This is a genomic window from Streptomyces sp. B93 (assembly GCF_018070565.1).
GTDB lineage: Bacteria > Actinomycetota > Actinomycetes > Streptomycetales > Streptomycetaceae > Streptomyces.
The window spans coordinates 19,011-33,429 of sequence record NZ_JAGPXL010000059.1 but is presented as its reverse complement, the minus strand read 5'-3'; the positions used below and the strand labels follow the sequence as shown (position 1 = coordinate 33,429).

Annotated in this window: 11 protein-coding genes and 1 pseudogene; 3 read left to right on the top strand and 9 right to left on the bottom strand. The window is 73.3% G+C overall.

Annotation, left to right across the window (positions count from 1 at the left end; genetic code table 11):
• Nucleotides 1-112: 112 nt before the first annotated feature.
• Nucleotides 113-856, bottom strand: a complete 744-nt coding sequence (locus KBY47_RS32725) for a GntR family transcriptional regulator (RefSeq protein ID WP_374103145.1) — start codon at nt 854-856, stop codon at nt 113-115.
• 176 nt (nt 857-1,032) lie between these two features.
• Between KBY47_RS32725 and KBY47_RS32720 the strand changes: the two genes are divergently transcribed.
• Together KBY47_RS32720 and KBY47_RS32715 are read left to right on the top strand one after the other, a co-directional pair.
• Nucleotides 1,033-1,878 (top strand): (2Fe-2S)-binding protein, encoded by an 846-nt coding sequence (locus KBY47_RS32720; RefSeq protein WP_210927662.1) that lies wholly within the window; start codon nt 1,033-1,035, stop codon nt 1,876-1,878.
• A 313-nt stretch (nt 1,879-2,191) separates the two neighbouring features.
• The gene (locus KBY47_RS32715; RefSeq protein ID WP_210927660.1) at nt 2,192-3,241 is read left to right on the top strand and encodes a DUF2637 domain-containing protein; all 1,050 of its coding nucleotides are present in this window, start codon (nt 2,192-2,194) and stop codon (nt 3,239-3,241) included.
• A gap of 123 nt (nt 3,242-3,364) precedes the next feature.
• Here the strand turns inward: KBY47_RS32715 and KBY47_RS32710 are convergent, their stop codons facing one another.
• The 3 genes from KBY47_RS32710 to KBY47_RS32700 form a co-directional block, all read right to left on the bottom strand.
• Entirely contained in the window at nt 3,365-3,754 is a 390-nt protein-coding gene (locus KBY47_RS32710; protein WP_374103144.1) for an ATP-binding protein, read from the bottom strand.
• Nucleotides 3,755-4,076: 322 nt separating this feature from the next.
• Complete coding sequence (locus KBY47_RS32705) at nt 4,077-5,819, bottom strand: pyruvate dehydrogenase (protein ID WP_210927655.1); 1,743 nt, start codon at nt 5,817-5,819, stop codon at nt 4,077-4,079.
• Nucleotides 5,820-5,846: 27 nt separating this feature from the next.
• Nucleotides 5,847-7,214 carry a protein phosphatase 2C domain-containing protein gene (locus KBY47_RS32700; RefSeq protein ID WP_210927653.1) on the bottom strand — a complete coding sequence of 456 codons (1,368 nt, stop codon included), beginning with the start codon at nt 7,212-7,214 and terminating at the stop codon, nt 5,847-5,849.
• 186 nt (nt 7,215-7,400) lie between these two features.
• On the opposite strand from KBY47_RS32700, the gene KBY47_RS32695 reads away from it, so the two are divergent.
• The gene (locus tag KBY47_RS32695; protein ID WP_210927651.1) at nt 7,401-7,883 is read left to right on the top strand and encodes a DUF456 domain-containing protein; all 483 of its coding nucleotides are present in this window, start codon (nt 7,401-7,403) and stop codon (nt 7,881-7,883) included.
• Between the two features lie 61 nt (nt 7,884-7,944).
• On the opposite strand, the pseudogene KBY47_RS32690 reads toward KBY47_RS32695, so the two are convergent.
• The 5 genes and pseudogenes from KBY47_RS32690 to KBY47_RS32670 form a co-directional block, all read right to left on the bottom strand.
• Nucleotides 7,945-8,430 (bottom strand): annotated as a pseudogene (locus KBY47_RS32690) (methylated-DNA--[protein]-cysteine S-methyltransferase); the annotation flags it as partial.
• Nucleotides 8,430-9,827, bottom strand: coding sequence for a DNA-3-methyladenine glycosylase 2 family protein (locus tag KBY47_RS32685; RefSeq protein WP_210927668.1), 1,398 nt, complete (start codon nt 9,825-9,827; stop codon nt 8,430-8,432). The pseudogene KBY47_RS32690 and the gene KBY47_RS32685, both read right to left, overlap by 1 nt.
• A gap of 64 nt (nt 9,828-9,891) precedes the next feature.
• Complete coding sequence (rsgA, locus tag KBY47_RS32680; protein ID WP_210927647.1) at nt 9,892-10,986, bottom strand: ribosome small subunit-dependent GTPase A; 1,095 nt, start codon at nt 10,984-10,986, stop codon at nt 9,892-9,894.
• A 284-nt stretch (nt 10,987-11,270) separates the two neighbouring features.
• Nucleotides 11,271-12,791, bottom strand: a complete 1,521-nt coding sequence (locus KBY47_RS32675; protein WP_210927645.1) for a cellulose-binding domain-containing protein — start codon at nt 12,789-12,791, stop codon at nt 11,271-11,273.
• 141 nt (nt 12,792-12,932) lie between these two features.
• Entirely contained in the window at nt 12,933-14,252 is a 1,320-nt protein-coding gene (locus KBY47_RS32670) for a radical SAM protein (RefSeq protein ID WP_210927643.1), read from the bottom strand.
• Nucleotides 14,253-14,419 lie beyond the last annotated feature (167 nt).

The window sequence follows — 14,419 nt, the reverse complement described above, 5'->3', positions numbered from 1 at the left end:
GCCCGCGCGGTTCCGAGGCGGGACACCCCCCGGCGCGGCCCCGACCCACCCCCCGGCGGACAGCGCCACGCAAGCCACCCACCGGACGGACACAGGCCGCCGCAGGCATCCGTCACACCCCCGCGAAGTGCTCCCCCACCACCCCCCGCACCACATCCAGCTCCCCCGCGACCACCGCGTCCAGCAGCGCCACATGCTCCGCCGCGTCAGCGAGCAGATCCGCGCCGACCCCACCCACCAGCGGCCACTGAGCCCGCCGATAAAGGTCCTCCGCGATCCGCACCAGCTCCCCGTTCCCCGCCAGGCTCAGCACCCCCCGGTGAAACGCCCGATCCGCCTCCGCGTACGTCGCCCGGCACCCCGACGCCGCCGCCCGCACCGTCGCCTCCGCCAGCGGCCGCAACTCCCCCCACCGCTCCCCCGGCACCGTCCGAGCCAGCCGCAACACCACCGGCACCTCGATCAGCGCCCGCACCTCCGCCAGCTCCGCCAGCTCCCGCTCCCCCCGCCGCACCACCCGGAACCCCCGGTTCGGCACCACCTCGACGGCCCCCTCCACCGCCAACCGCTGCATCGCCTCCCGCACCGGCGTCGCCGACACCCCGAACCGCTCCCCCAGCACCGGCGCCGAATACACCTCCCCGGGCCTCAGCTCCCCGGACACCAGCGCATGCCGCAACGCGTCGAGCACCTGCCCCCGCACGGACGCCCGCCGCACCACCGCCCGGGCAGCCGGCACCTCACCGTGCGTGTGCTCCCCCCGAACCCCCTGGTCCATCCCCTCCGCGCCGACCCCACGCCCCCGCCCGCGCCCCTGCTCCGGCACCCGCCCAACGACCCGCACACCCTCCTCCACAGGTCCTCCTCAGGCATGATCCCGGCATGACTCCGGCTTATCGGCACTTGGGGTATTAACGACGGCTTGTTACTCACCCGTCAAGCACCTTAGGCGCACACCCGGACAGTTCAAACTCCGCCCACCTCGGGTAAGGTAAGCCTTGCCTTCAAGCAGACGTGAATCGGTGGTCAAGCATGCCCGCACCCCAGTCGGCGGTCACGGACGCATACACCCGCCTCACCGAGGTCTACCCCTACCTGACCATCACGGAGCTACCCCCCGGCACCCCACCCCCCACCGGTGACGGCTGGCTCACCGCCGCCGACCTCGCCGCCGCGGGCCCCGCCCTGGACGCCTTCCTCGCCTGGGACGACGCCCAGACCCTCCGCGACTACGGCCGCAGGGCCCGCCCCGACGTGGTGGCCAGCTTCGGTCTGCACCGCTACATCTGGCCCGCCTGCCTGCTGATCACCGTCCCGTGGTTCCTGCACCGCCGCGTCCCCCGCTACCCCGTGACGCACATCTCGTACGACCGCGAGGCGGGCCGCATGGCCATCCACCCCACCACGCACCCCACCTCCTTCGCCTGCCTCCCGGACGACCCGGCCGCGGCGCTCCCCGGCGCCCGCGTGGTCCCGGACGAGGAGACCCTGCGCTCCGAGGTCCGCGCCGCCGTAGCCGAACACCTCGAACCGCTCCTCGCCGCCTTCGGCCCGCGCATGCGCCGCCGTGGCCGCGCCCTGTGGGGCATGGTCACGGACGACATCGTCGAGGGGCTCTGGTACGTCGCCCAGCTCCTCGGCGAGGAGGAACGAGGCATACGCGAACTGGAGGCGCTCCTCCCGGGCACGACGAGGCCGTACGTGGGCACCCCGTCCTTCCGCGAAGTGAGCACCCCGGACGGCAGGCCCCTCACCACCCGCGACCGGGCGAGCTGCTGCATGTTCTACACGGTGCTCCCGGAGGACACCTGCGCGACCTGCCCGCGCACCTGCGAGTCGGCCCGCATCGCCAAGCTCACCGCGGAAGCGGCTGCCTGACACGCTGTCAACGCCAACGACCCCCCACACCCCGTAAGATCACCCTCGAGACCCCCCGAGCGTGACCCCCGTACGGTTACAGCCGATTCACAATTTCCTCACGCGCCCCCGGAACTTTCCGGAGAACCATCCGTACGGGTAGTCTTATTCGAACTCAACTCCCGCCCCTCAAGCGGCAGTTCGAGCAGAACGCCGCCCTGGGCTCCCCTCTCCCCCACCTTGGCGGCCTCTTGCCCCGAAACCCCCTGAGGCGCGTTGGGTTTGGGCCACCATGGCGGGCGTTACGCCCTATCCCAGTTGCAAGGGACCCCAGATGAGACTGACCGACATATCGCTGAACTGGCTGCTTCCGGGCGCCGTACTGCTCCTGGGCATGCTGACGGCGGTGGCGGTGCTCGCGCGCGGCAAGCGCTCCGCGGCCAAGGAGGCGAGCGCGGACGACTCGTGGGAGCGTGCGGAGGAGCGCCGCAGACGCAAGGAGGCCATCTACGGCACCGTTTCCTACGTCCTCCTCTTCTGCTGCGCCGCGGTGGCGGCCGCGCTCTCCTTCCACGGCCTGGTCGGCTTCGGCGAACAGAACCTCGGCCTGACCGGCGGCTGGCAGTACCTGGTCCCCTTCGGCCTGGACGGCGCGGCGATGTTCTGCTCCGTGCTCGCGGTCCGCGAGGCCAGCCACGGTGACGCCGCGCTCGGCTCCCGCATCCTCGTGTGGACGTTCGCGTTCGCCGCGGCCTGGTTCAACTGGGTGCACGCCCCCAGGGGCGCCGGTCACGCCGGTGCCCCGCACTTCTTCGCGGGCATGTCCCTGTCCGCCGCCGTGCTCTTCGACCGCGCCCTGAAGCAGACCCGCCGCGCCGCGCTGCGCGAGCAGGGCCTGGTGCCGCGCCCCCTGCCGCAGATCCGGATAGTGCGCTGGCTGCGGGCGCCCCGCGAGACCTACAAGGCCTGGTCGCTGATGCTGCTGGAGGGTGTGCGCAGCCTGGACGAGGCCGTCGAGGAGGTCCGCGAGGACAAGCGCCAGAAGGAGGAGACCCGGATGCGCCGCCGGGACCAGCAGCGCCTGGAGCGCGCCCAGCTGAAGGCGATCAGCCGGGGCCACCGCGGCTTCGTCGGCCGGGGCGGCGGCCGTCAGGTCGAGCTGCCCACGGTGGAGCGCGCCGACCGGCCCACCGCGGAGCCTGCCATATCCGCGTCCCCGACGCCCGAACAGCTCCCGGTGCGCGCCCGCCCGTCGCTCCAGCCCGTGCGCAGCGGCTCTGACAAGGTGCAGGTCGACCTCACCGCGGAGGACGACACAATGGCCCTGCCGCGCCTCGACTCCCTGGAGCGCAAGCTGAAGGACCTTGAACAGCAGTTCGGCTGACGGCCAACTGCCGCACACACCCAAGGGGTGGGACCACGACCTTCCGGGTCGGGCCCCACCCCTTGGCCGTTCGGGTCACTCACCCCCCGGCCCCCTCAGCCCTCAACCGTCAGCCCTCAACCGTCAGCCCTCAACCCCCAGCTCGAACCACACGGCCTTGCCCACCCCGTGGACCCGCACTCCCCACGCGTCGGCGAGCGCCTGCACCAGCACGAGCCCCCGCCCGTGCGTGCCGTCACCCGCGTCGGCCGGACACGGCCGCGGCGGCCGTGCGGCGAAGTCCCGCACCTCCACCCGCAGCCCCCGCTTCCCCACGACGGCGGTCAGCACCGCGTCCCGGTCGGTGTGGACCAGCGCGTTGGTGACGAGTTCGCTGGTGAGCAGTTCGGCGACGTCGGCCCGCCCGGACGACCGGCCGCCCCAGTCCCGCAGCAGCTCCCGCAAGGCCCGCCGGGCCTCGGGCACGGCCCGTAGATCGGCCCGCCCCAGCCTGCGCCGCAACCGCGACTCCACGCCGTCGACCCCGGCCTCCCCGTCTCCCCCTGGCGTCCCCGCCCCCGCTGTCCTGGTCCCTGCCGTCCGCGCCGAAGGGGCCCCGATCGCCATGGGACCGCCCCCTCGTACCTGCCTCTTCATGTCCCCCGCCCGCGTGCCGATGTCGGTTTCCCTCCTGCTCGAACACGTTCACGGAAGACATGCCCCGCTGGTACGCCCCCAGTCCTGCGGAGCCGTCAACGGCGAAGGCGAGCCAAAACTGGCCGAAATGCAAAGGCCAGCAAGCACCCACGCAAACGCAAGCAAGCCCCGGCACAAGGGCCAGCCGGCACCGACACCGCTAAGGCCGCGGCACGTTCCGCAAATTGGACCGCGCCATCTGAAGCATCCGCCCCACCCCGCCGTCCAGCACGATCTTCGAGGCGGAGAGCGCGAACCCGGTCACCATCTCCGCGCTGATCCGAGGCGGAATGGACAGGGCGTTGGGGTCGGTCACGACATCGACCAGCGCGGGCCCCTTGTGCTTGAACGCCCCCCTCAGCGCCCCGGCGAGCTGCTTGGGCTTCTCCACCCGCACCCCGTAGGCACCGCAGGCGCGGGCGACGGCGGCGAAGTCGGGGTTCTTGTTGGTGGTGCCGTACGAGGGCAGCCCGGCGACGAGCATCTCCAACTCGACCATTCCCAGCGAGGAGTTGTTGAACAGCACGACCTTCACCGGCAGGTCGTACTGCACCAGCGTCAGGAAGTCCCCCATCAGCATCGAGAAGCCGCCGTCCCCGGACATCGAGACGACCTGCCGCCGCCGGTCGGTGAACTGCGCGCCGATCGCCATGGGCAGCGCGTTCGCCATCGAGCCGTGCGAGAACGAACCGATGATCCTGCGCCGCCCGTTGGGCGAGACGTACCGCGCGGCCCACACATTGCACATCCCGGTGTCCACCGTGAACACGGCGTCGTCGTCGGCGACCTCGTCGAGCACCGAGGCGACGTACTCGGGATGAATGGGAATGTGTTTGTCGACCTTCCGGGTGTACGCCTTGACGACCCCTTCCAGCGCGTCCGCGTGCCGCTTCAGCATCTTGTCGAGGAAACGCCGGTTCCGCTTCTCCTTCACCCGGGGGATGAGACAGCGCAATGTCTCCTTCACGTCCCCCCACACGGCGAGGTCGAGTTTCGACCGGCGGCCGAGGTGTTCGGGCCGTACGTCGATCTGCGCGATGGTCACGTCGTCGGGCAGGAAGGCGTTGTACGGGAAATCGGTGCCCAGCAGGATCAGCAGATCGCATTCATGGGTGGCCTCGTAGGCGGCCCCGTAACCGAGCAGCCCGCTCATCCCGACGTCGAAGGGATTGTCGTACTGGATCCACTCCTTCCCCCGCAGTGCGTGCCCCACCGGCGACTTGACCTTTCCGGCGAACTCCATGACCTCCGCGTGCGCGCCCGCCGTGCCGCTGCCGCAGAACAGGGTCACCTTGTCCGCCCGGTCGATCAGCTCGACGAGCCGGTCGATCTCGGCGTCGCCGGGCCGGACGGTGGGCCGGGAGGTGACGAGGGCGGTCTCGGCGGCCTTCTCGGGCGCGGGCTGCGAGGCGATGTCACCGGGCAGCGAGACCACGCTGACACCACTGCGCCCGACGGCGTTCTGGATGGCGGTCTGCACCAGCCGGGGCATCTGCTTGGGGCTGGAGATCAGCTCGCTGTAGTGGCTGCACTCACGGAACAGCTGGTCGGGGTGGGTCTCCTGGAAGTAGCCGAGCCCGATCTCGCTGGACGGGATGTGCGAGGCGAGGGCGAGCACGGGGGCCATGGAACGGTGGGCGTCGTACAGGCCGTTGATGAGATGGAGGTTGCCGGGACCGCAGGACCCGGCGCAGGCGGTCAGCTTCCCGGTGATCTGGGCCTCCGCCCCGGCGGCGAAGGCGGCGGTCTCCTCGTGCCGTACGTGGATCCAGTCGATGGCGGAGTTGCGGCGGATGGCGTCCACCACCGGGTTGAGGCTGTCCCCGACGACGCCGTACAGGCGTTTGACTCCGGCGCGGGCGAGGATGTCGACGAACTGCTCGGCGACGTTCTGTTTGGCCATGGATCCATCAATCCACACTCGCGCCGGTTACGCCTCCCAAACGGCCGCGGCCGTACGGTCGTCGGAGTAGCCCTTGACCCTGACCTGCGTGTCGGCGAGGAACTCGGCGATGCCGGGCGGCTCGGGCGCCGACCAGCGCCCGGTCAGATGGGCCGAGAGGTCCGGCTCCCCGCGCAGCGGCTCGGCCAGACCGGCGGTGCACATCAGCAGGGTGTCACCCGGCCGGGCGACGGAGGCACGGAAGCGGAACGGTTCGCGGGGCGGTGCGGGGGCGGGTTCGTACGGGCTCGGTGGCCTCGGTATGCCCAGGTCCATGGTGAGCCGGTCGCCCTCGGGGGTCTCGCCGGGCGGCGAGCCGAAGCCGACGACCGGTTCACCGGTGACATCGGCGCCCGGCGGCTCCAGGTCCTGCCACACGCCGTCCCGCAGCCGGAACAGTCCGCCCGGCCCGACACCGAAGAAGACCCGGGTACGGCAGCCGGGGTCGGCGGTCAGCAGGAGACAGCGCAGGGTGGCCGCGTACTCCTCGGGCTGGAGTCCCCGTTCGGCGGCTCCGGCGCGGAGTCTGCCGAGGCTGCGGTCGGTGAGGCGGTGCAGCCCCGACTTCAGGTCGCCGCGGCGGCCCGCCCTGATGTCCTCGGCGAGCCGGGCGTGGCTGCGGCCGACGGCCCCGCCGATCCACCGGCAGACCTCGGCCGCGGCGCGGTGCGCCCCGGGGGTGGCACGGGCGCCGGTCGCCATCGCCACCAGCACCAGCGCCTGCTCCCCGGTACCGAAGCGGGCGGTGAGCAGGGCGTCGCGGCGGGGGTCGCCCCGGTACCGGGCGGAGTCCCCGCGCATCGACACGGCCCGCAGGGTGCCGGCGCCGTAGCGGGCGCCGTCCAGCACGGTGTCGGCGACCAGCTCGTCGAGGTCGTCCGGGTCGGCGGGCGGCAGCGCGGTGGGCTCGGGTTCGTAGGTGGGCGGTCCGGACCCGACGTAGGCGGTCACGGCGGCGGACGCCGGGACGACGGGGAGGGGCGCGGGCCGCGGAGGGGCCGGGGGTTCCGGCGGCGACATGGGCGCGGGCCGCCCGGTCGTCACGGCGGTGGGCCCACTCGGCGCACTCGGCGTACCCGGACCGACCGGCGCGGACGGCGCGGACGGCGCGGACGGCGCGGACGGCGCGGACGGCGCGGAGGACGCTGAGGACGTACCCGGCACCCGCTGCCCGGGTAAGGCCGCCCCCGCCGCCCCTGCCTCCCGCGCCTCCCCCACCGCCCCGGACGCGGAGGCGAACCGGTCGTCGAGAGAGTCGGGCACGGCCGTGGGCCCGGTGTCCTCGACCGCGTCGTCGTACAACTGCCCCCACCAGTCGTCGGAGTGACCGGTGGGCCTTCCCCCCTGCTGGCTCATGCCCCTAATTGTCCACCGCGACGGCCGTGGGAAAACGGGACATCCGGAAATTCCGGGGCGGAGGGGCGGACCGACGGCCGCCGGGCGGCTCCCCCCCCACGGGAGAACCGCCCGGCGACGTGAGGTGACCCGGGGCCGGTGGGCCCACGACCTGCGGATCTCGATCGGCTCCGGCACCCTGGGCAGATGGGAGTGTGGGAGCTCCTGCTGGCCGGGCTGATCATTCTGTTCGGACTGTGCGGGGTGCTGGTGCCCGGGGTCCCCGGCTCGTGGCTGGTGTGGGCCGCGGTGATGTGGTGGGCGCTGAAGGACCCGCAGCCGGTGTCCTGGTTCGTGCTCGTCGGCGCCACGGTCGCGTTGTTGCTGTGCCAGGTGGTGCGCTGGGCGCTGCCTCCGAGACGGCTGCGGGAGAGCGGCGCCGACCGCAGGATGGCCGCGTACGCCGGCGGCGGCGCGCTGCTCGGCTTCTTCGTGATCCCGGTGCTGGGCGCGATCCCGGGCTTCGTGGGCGGTATCTACCTCGCCGAGCGGCTGCGTCTGGGCCGCCACGGTGAGGCGCGGGCGGCGCTGCGTACGGCGATGCGCTCGGGCGGCTGGAGCGTGCTGGTGGAGCTGTTCACCTGTCTGCTGATCATGGGCGCATGGCTGGGCGCGGTGCTCTGGAGCTGACGGGGCCGACAGGGCTGACAGGGCTGACAGGGCTGACAGGGCTGACCATGCCCCCGGCACCGAGGGCGCCTTCCAGTCCGAGCAGCCGCGTCTTGCGTTCGAGGCCGCCCGCGTACCCGGTGAGGGAGCCGTCGGCGCCGATCACCCGGTGACAGGGGCGGACGATCAGCAGCGGGTTGGCGCCGATCGCGCCGCCCACGGCCCGTACGGCGGCGCGCGGGGCGCCGATCCGGGCGGCGATCTCGCCGTAGGTCGTGGTCGCCCCGTACGGAACGTCGTCGAGGGCGGCCCACACCCTCTCGCGGAACTCGGTGCCCGCGGTGCTGAGCGGCAGTCGGAACTCCTTGCGTTCGCCCGCGAAGTAGGCGGCGAGCTGCCGCTCGACGTCGCGGAACGGGCCGGGGTCGCGCCGCCAGCCGTCCTGCACGGTCCGCCCGCCCTTCTGCCCGGGCACGGACAGCGAGGTCAGCGCGCCGGTCGTCGGGTCGGCGGTGAGCAGGAGCGCGCCGAGGGGGCTCTCCACGGTCGTCCACCGCACACTCGTCATCATCGCTCCAGCTCTCCCGCGCATCGCAGGTGTCGTACGCCGTACGACCGCCAGGGCCGCCAGCCCTCCGGGATGTCGGCGCCGGGCGGCGCGACGTCGGGGTCGCCGAGCGCACGGGTGCGGATCGCGGCGACGGTGGTGCCGTCCAGGCCGGGCAGGGCGCGCAGGGCCGCCTCGGCGTCGTCCCGGTCGGCGCCCGGGTCCAGCCGTACGGCGCCGTCGGCGAGGGCGGCGGTGAGCGCGCCCAGGGTGCCGTGCGGCTCGGCCTCGGCGAGGACGGCGGGTTCGGGGAACAGGTGGGTGAGGGTGCCGCAGGGCGCGTCGAGCGCCTTGCCGTACCGCCGCACCAGCCGCTCGGCCTCCGCGCGCCCGGTCACCGCCCGTACGGCCAGTTCCTCCGGGTCGGCGGCGCCGGGTGAGCGCAGTCCGGGGCGGGCGGCGACGAGCGGGGCGAGCCGGGGGTCGGCGGCGAGCCGCTCGTCCACGGCGTACGGGTCGGCGTCGAGGTCGAAGAGCCGCCGCAGCCGCTGGACGGCGGTGGTCAGGTCGCGCGGGTCGGTGAGGTGCAGCCGGGCGTCCAGCCAGCCGCCCGGGTGGGCGCCCGAGGACCGCCCGCGGTTGCCGGGGCGTTCGTCGACGGCGGCGATGGCGGTGCCGTACGGCAGTCTGAGGGTGCGCCGGTAGGTACGGCGGCCGGGGGTGCCGCTGACCTCCTCGACGCCGGGGACGGCTTCGTGGGCCAGCAGGTCGAAGACGGGTCCTGCCTGGTAGGGGCCGCGGTGGGCGAGCCGCAGCGGGATCCCCGCGGCCGGGGTGCCGCCGCGCCGGGCGCGGGAGCGTCCCGGCGCGGCGGCGCGCAGGTCGCTGGGGGTGCGGGCGTACACCTCGCGGACGGTGTCGTTGAACTGCCGCACGCTCGCGAAGCCGGAGGCGAACGCGATCTGGGTGACCGGCAGCTCGGTGGTCTGGAGCAGCGTCCGCGCGGTGTGCGCGCGCTGGGCGCGGGCCAGGGCGACGGGTCCGGCGCCCAGCTCGGCGGTGAGCTGCCGCTGCACCTGCCGGGCGCTGTAGCCGAGCCGGTCGGCGAGCCCGGCGACGCCCTCCCGGTCGACGACACCGTCGCCGATCAGCCGCATCGCCCGGCCCACCACGTCGGCCCGCGTGTTCCACTCGGCGGACCCGGGCACGGCGTCCGGTCGGCACCGCCGACAGGCCCGGAAGCCGGAGCCCTGGGCGGCGGCGGCCGTGGTGAAGAACCGCACGTTGTGCCGCCGGGGTGTCACGGCCGGGCAGCTCGGACGGCAGTAGATCCCGGTGGTCGTGACCCCGAAGAAGAACTCCCCGTCGAACCGGCCGTCCCGGCTGCGCACGGCCTCGTACCTGGTGTCCTCGTCCATCACGGGATCCAGTGTCGGCCGTGCGCGGCCCCGCCGCTAGCGGAAAACGGACATGGCGCTGCCGCTAGCGCCGCCCTCCCCTCTTCGCCTCCCCGGCCGCCCGGCCCTCCGCGCCCTTGCGCTTCCAGTCCTTGCGGATCTCGGCGCGCAGCCGGGCGTCGGTCTTGGCGACGATGTACTGGTTCTCCCGCAGCAGCTTGCGGTAGCTCTCCAGCCGCCGTACCGGCAGGTCACCGGAGTCGATGGCGGCGAGGACGGCGCACCCGGGCTCGGTGTGGTGGGCGCAGTCGTGGAAGCGGCAGTCGCGGGCCAGCTCCTCGATCTCGGCGAAGACCTGCCCGACGCCGCTCCCGGCGTCCCACAGCCCGACGCCCCGCAGCCCCGGCGTGTCGATGAGCACACCGCCACCCGGCAGGGCGAGGAGGTTACGGGTGGTGGTGGTGTGCCGCCCCTTGCCGTCGACGTCACGGATGGTCTGCACCTCCATGACGTCCTCCCCGAGCAGCGCGTTGGCGAGCGTGGACTTGCCCGCGCCGGACTGCCCGAGCAGCACGGACGTCCCACCGGACACCAGCGCCACGAGGACGTCAAGCCCCTCGCCGTGCAGCGCGCTGACGGTCAGCACGGGCACACCGGGCGCGCTGGTCTCCACGTCCTGGACGAGATACGCCAGCGTGGTGGCGTCGGGCACGAGGTCGGCCTTGGTCAGCACGACCACGGGCCGCGCCCCGGACTCCCAGGCCAGCGCGAGGAAGCGCTCGACGCGGGCGAGATCGAGTTCGACGGCCAGCGACACCGCGACGATCACATGGTCGACGTTCGCGGCGAGGACCTGCCCCTCGGACCGCTTGGAGGAGGTGGAGCGCACGAAGGCGGTACGGCGCGGCAGATACGTCCGTACGTAGCGGGGGTTGCCGCCCTCGGGTTCGACGACGGCCCAGTCACCGGTGCACACGACCCGCAGCGGGTCGTTGGGGGTGACGAAGGCGGTGTCCGCCCGCAGCACGCCGTCGGCGGTGACGACGTCGCACTGCCCGCGGTCCACACGCAGCACCCGCCCGGGCACCAGCCCCTGAGCGCCGTAGGGAGCGAACTGCTCTTCCCACGTCTCGTCCCAGCCGTAGGGGGCGAGCGCGGAGAAAGCGGAGATGGAATTCAACGGGAGACCCTTCACAAGGGGCGGCCCCGGCGGTGGGCGCGCCCGATCGCGCGCCGGAGAAAGGGAGTGTCAGCCGGTGGCCACGGAGGTGGACTTGACGGATTCCTGGATGCGGGCAGCGCCCATCGCAAAGACAGCCATCGGTCGACACCTCCTCGTCCCTCTCGGTCCCCGGCACACCGTGGATCGCGGCGTGCTCGTGGCCATCACAGTAGTCGGCGGCCGTACCACCCCGTCAACCGGATTTTCCGCTCACGCGGTCACGCGGTCACGCGGTCACGCGGTCACGCGGTCACGCAGCTCTTGCCGTTCAGTTCGAAGTCGTACGCCGGTGAGTTCGTCCCGCGCCAGGAGGCGAGGAAGCCGAGGGTGAGGGTGGCGTCGGCGGCGACGGTGCGGTTGTAGTGGGCGGCGGTGGCGGTGACGTGGGCGCCGGTCTGGGTGAAGCCCGCGTCCCACATCTGGTTGACGCGCTGGCCGTCGCGGAAGGTCCAGGTCAGCTGCCAGCCGTCGAGGGCGTGGGCGGTGGTGACCTTGACGGTGGCCTGGAAGCCGTCGGGCCACTGGTTCGCCAGGTCGTAGTCGACGACGCAGGACGTGGTCGCGCCGCTGCCGGGGCCGGGGCCGGGGTGGGCGGCGGGCGGGGTGGTGGGGGCGGAGCTGGCGGTGCCCTGGGGTTCGGGGGCGGGGGCGCTCGTCGTGCGGGTGGGGGGCGGTGTGGGCCGGGTCGTCGTGGGCGTCGGGGTCGGCTCGCGGTCGGGCGGTGCGCTGGACGTCGGTGGCGGCACCTTGGACGGCAGCGAGGGTCGGGGGTCGGCGACCGGGCGGCCGTCGCCGGGGTCGGCGGTGGCGTCGTCGGTGGAGCCGCCGCCGGGCATCAGGGAGACGGCGAGGGCCAGCGCGGAGACGAGGACGGCGGCGACGAGGAGGCCGTTGCGCAGCACGCGTGTCCTGTGCGCGCCGTCGCGCGGGGGTTCCGGGTCGGCGGGCGCGGGATGCGCGGCGCCGAGCCGGACGTCGGCGGCGCGGCGGCGGCGCTCCAGATAGGCGAGGCCGCCCCAGCCGATCACCCCGCCCGCGAGGGCGGCGGGCAGTCCGCCGCCGTGCGGCCGCAGACAGGCGGCGGCCTCGGAGCAGCGCACACAGCGGGCCAGGTGGTGGGAGAGGTCGTCGGGGATCTCGGCGGCGCCGGGGCCGCGGGTGAGGGCGTCGAGCATCCGGGCGTAGCCGCGGCACCGCACGGGCAGCTGGGTGTCGAGGTGGTTGCGCAGGCAGCGGTCGCGGAACAGGGCGCGCGCCTCGGCGAGTTCGGCGCCGACGGCGGCCGGGTCGAGGCGCAGGCGGCGGGCGACCACGGTCAGCGGCAGCGCCTCCACCTCGGCCAGCCACAGCAGTTCGGCGTCGGCGGGCTGCATGTCCCGCAGGGTGCGCAGGGCGAGCGGGCGGCCCAGGGGCGGGCCGGTGTGGCGGGCGGCGTGTTCGGAGGTGAGCCAGAGCCGCAGCTCGGGGGCGAGCAGGTGGCCCTGGCCCTGTTCCTCCCAGGCGGCGGCGGTGGTGCGTACGGCGGTGAGGAGCTGGGGTATGCGGGGCAGCCGGGCCGCGCGTCGGCCGGTGCCCCGCGCGGGGCCCGTGCCGTCGGTGGCGGCACGGGCCTCCCGTATGCCCTCCGTGAAGGCCTCGGTGGCGAGCCGGTGGGCCGCTTCGGGGGAGGCGGCGCACAGATCGGCGTAGGACAGGACCGTGTCCCAGCACTCGGAGAACAGCGCGGCCTCGGCGGCGTCCTTCGGGGTCGGCAGGTCGGGCATGGGTCTCCTGCATCCGCATGAGAGGCCAACTCGCCGAGGGAACACGGGGAGTTGTGGGGCACCTCGGGGAAGGCTCCGAGCCTTTCACGGGTTCCGCACAACTGACAAGCCGCCTCTTCAAATGCGCCCCGCGGGGCCGCGTCAGGCCTCCACCGGCTCCCGCGCGGGCAGGCTGTCCATGAAGGAGCTGACGGAGAACACGGCACGGCCGGGGCCGGGCGGGCCGTAGCCGGGGGGCGAGGAGAGGCCGAAGTCCTCCATGGTCTGCCGGTAGGCCTCCAGCAGCCGGATGTGGTACTCCAGCGGCGCGCCCTGCGGGTTGGCCTTGCCGAGCGGGGTGGTGGGCTCGGGGCACCAGGTGGTGAAGCGGGGCGTGATGCCGTGCGACATGAAGAAGCGCAGGCCCTCGGTGGTGGAGGCGATGGCCTCGTCGACCGTCTTGAAGCCGAAGGGCTCCGCCATCTCCACACCCGCCACGAAGTTGGGGATCACGTTGCGCGCGCCGAAGACGTCGGCGGAGTCGAGGATGCGCCGGTGCCACTCGTCGCGGCCGACGTACCGCTCCTTGCCGGGGCAGTACATCTTGAACAGGTACTCGTCCCACACCTCGTAGTTGGGGTGGTAGATCTGCACGCCGTAGTCCTTGAACCGCTGGACGTCGTCGCGGGGCAGGGCCTGGGCGACGACCTTGCCGATCCAGCGGCCGGGGAAGCGCTCCTCGATGGCCTTGGCGTAGTGGCCGTAGAAGTCGGCCTCGTCGCGGCCGGAGACGGTCTTGGTGATGGCGCCGCCGGTGAGGGTGTAGGCGGTGGAGGCCTTCGCGGTGTCGTACCGGTCGATGATCTCCAGGGCCTCCAGGACCTCCTCGACGTCCTTGACCCCGGTGTACGGGCGTCCGGCGGCCTTGTGCTGGCGCCAGTTGTGGTTGATGTCGCAGTACTGGCACTCCTCCTTGGCGCCGAAGTACTGGCAGACCCGGAAGACGGTCAGGTAGATCAGGTAGCCCCACTGGATGGTCGGGGCCACCTCCATGACGGACTTCCCGTTGGAGAGGGTGTGCCGGTAGTACTCCGGCATCGGGGGCACGCCGACGTCGGCGATGCGCCTGCCGTCCAGGTAGAGGCCGAGGACGCCGTCGTCGTTCGCGGCGACGCGGTAGGGCGAGGACGGGTTCACCCGGACGGAGACGACGGTGCGGCGCAGGTCGTAGGGGCCGCCGGTGAGGATGATCTCCTCCGGCGGGCGGCGCAGCGCGGCCTCGCCCAGCTCGGGCAGGGTGCCGTGGTCGAAGGAGAAGATGAAGTACGACTTCGGCTTGACCTCGCCGCTCTCGTTGTCGCTGAGCGCGGACGCGTCGAACGCGACACCGCCGCGGAGCAGGTCCTCCTTGAAGACCGCTTCCCGCGGCACATGCGGGAAGCGCTCCATCAGATCCTCGACCAGCGCGGTGCGGCTGCCCATCCCGTGATCTCCTCCCTGCGGCGACGTTCGACTCCTCACGGTATGCCCCCGGGCGCCGGGGTCGTGCATCCGGGGTCCCGGACGAGGGTCACGGGCCCGTCGGGCCCCCGCCGACCGGCCGGTACGCCCGGCCGCGGCGGGCCGACCCTGGCACCGGTGCCGGCGGC

Excerpts from the sequence above, each read along its gene's own strand:
- KBY47_RS32705 (WP_210927655.1), bottom strand. The coding sequence starts at position 5,819 with ATGGCCAAACAGAACGTCGCCGAGCAGTTCGTCGACATCCTCGCCCGC.
- KBY47_RS32670 (WP_210927643.1), bottom strand. The coding sequence starts at position 14,252 with ATGGGCAGCCGCACCGCGCTGGTCGAGGATCTGATGGAGCGCTTCCCG.
- KBY47_RS32715 (WP_210927660.1), top strand. The coding sequence starts at position 2,192 with ATGAGACTGACCGACATATCGCTGAACTGGCTGCTTCCGGGCGCCGTA.
- KBY47_RS32675 (WP_210927645.1), bottom strand. The coding sequence starts at position 12,791 with ATGCCCGACCTGCCGACCCCGAAGGACGCCGCCGAGGCCGCGCTGTTC.
- KBY47_RS32720 (WP_210927662.1), top strand. The coding sequence starts at position 1,033 with ATGCCCGCACCCCAGTCGGCGGTCACGGACGCATACACCCGCCTCACC.
- KBY47_RS32700 (WP_210927653.1), bottom strand. The coding sequence starts at position 7,214 with ATGAGCCAGCAGGGGGGAAGGCCCACCGGTCACTCCGACGACTGGTGG.
- KBY47_RS32685 (WP_210927668.1), bottom strand. The coding sequence starts at position 9,827 with ATGGACGAGGACACCAGGTACGAGGCCGTGCGCAGCCGGGACGGCCGG.
- KBY47_RS32695 (WP_210927651.1), top strand. The coding sequence starts at position 7,401 with ATGGGAGTGTGGGAGCTCCTGCTGGCCGGGCTGATCATTCTGTTCGGA.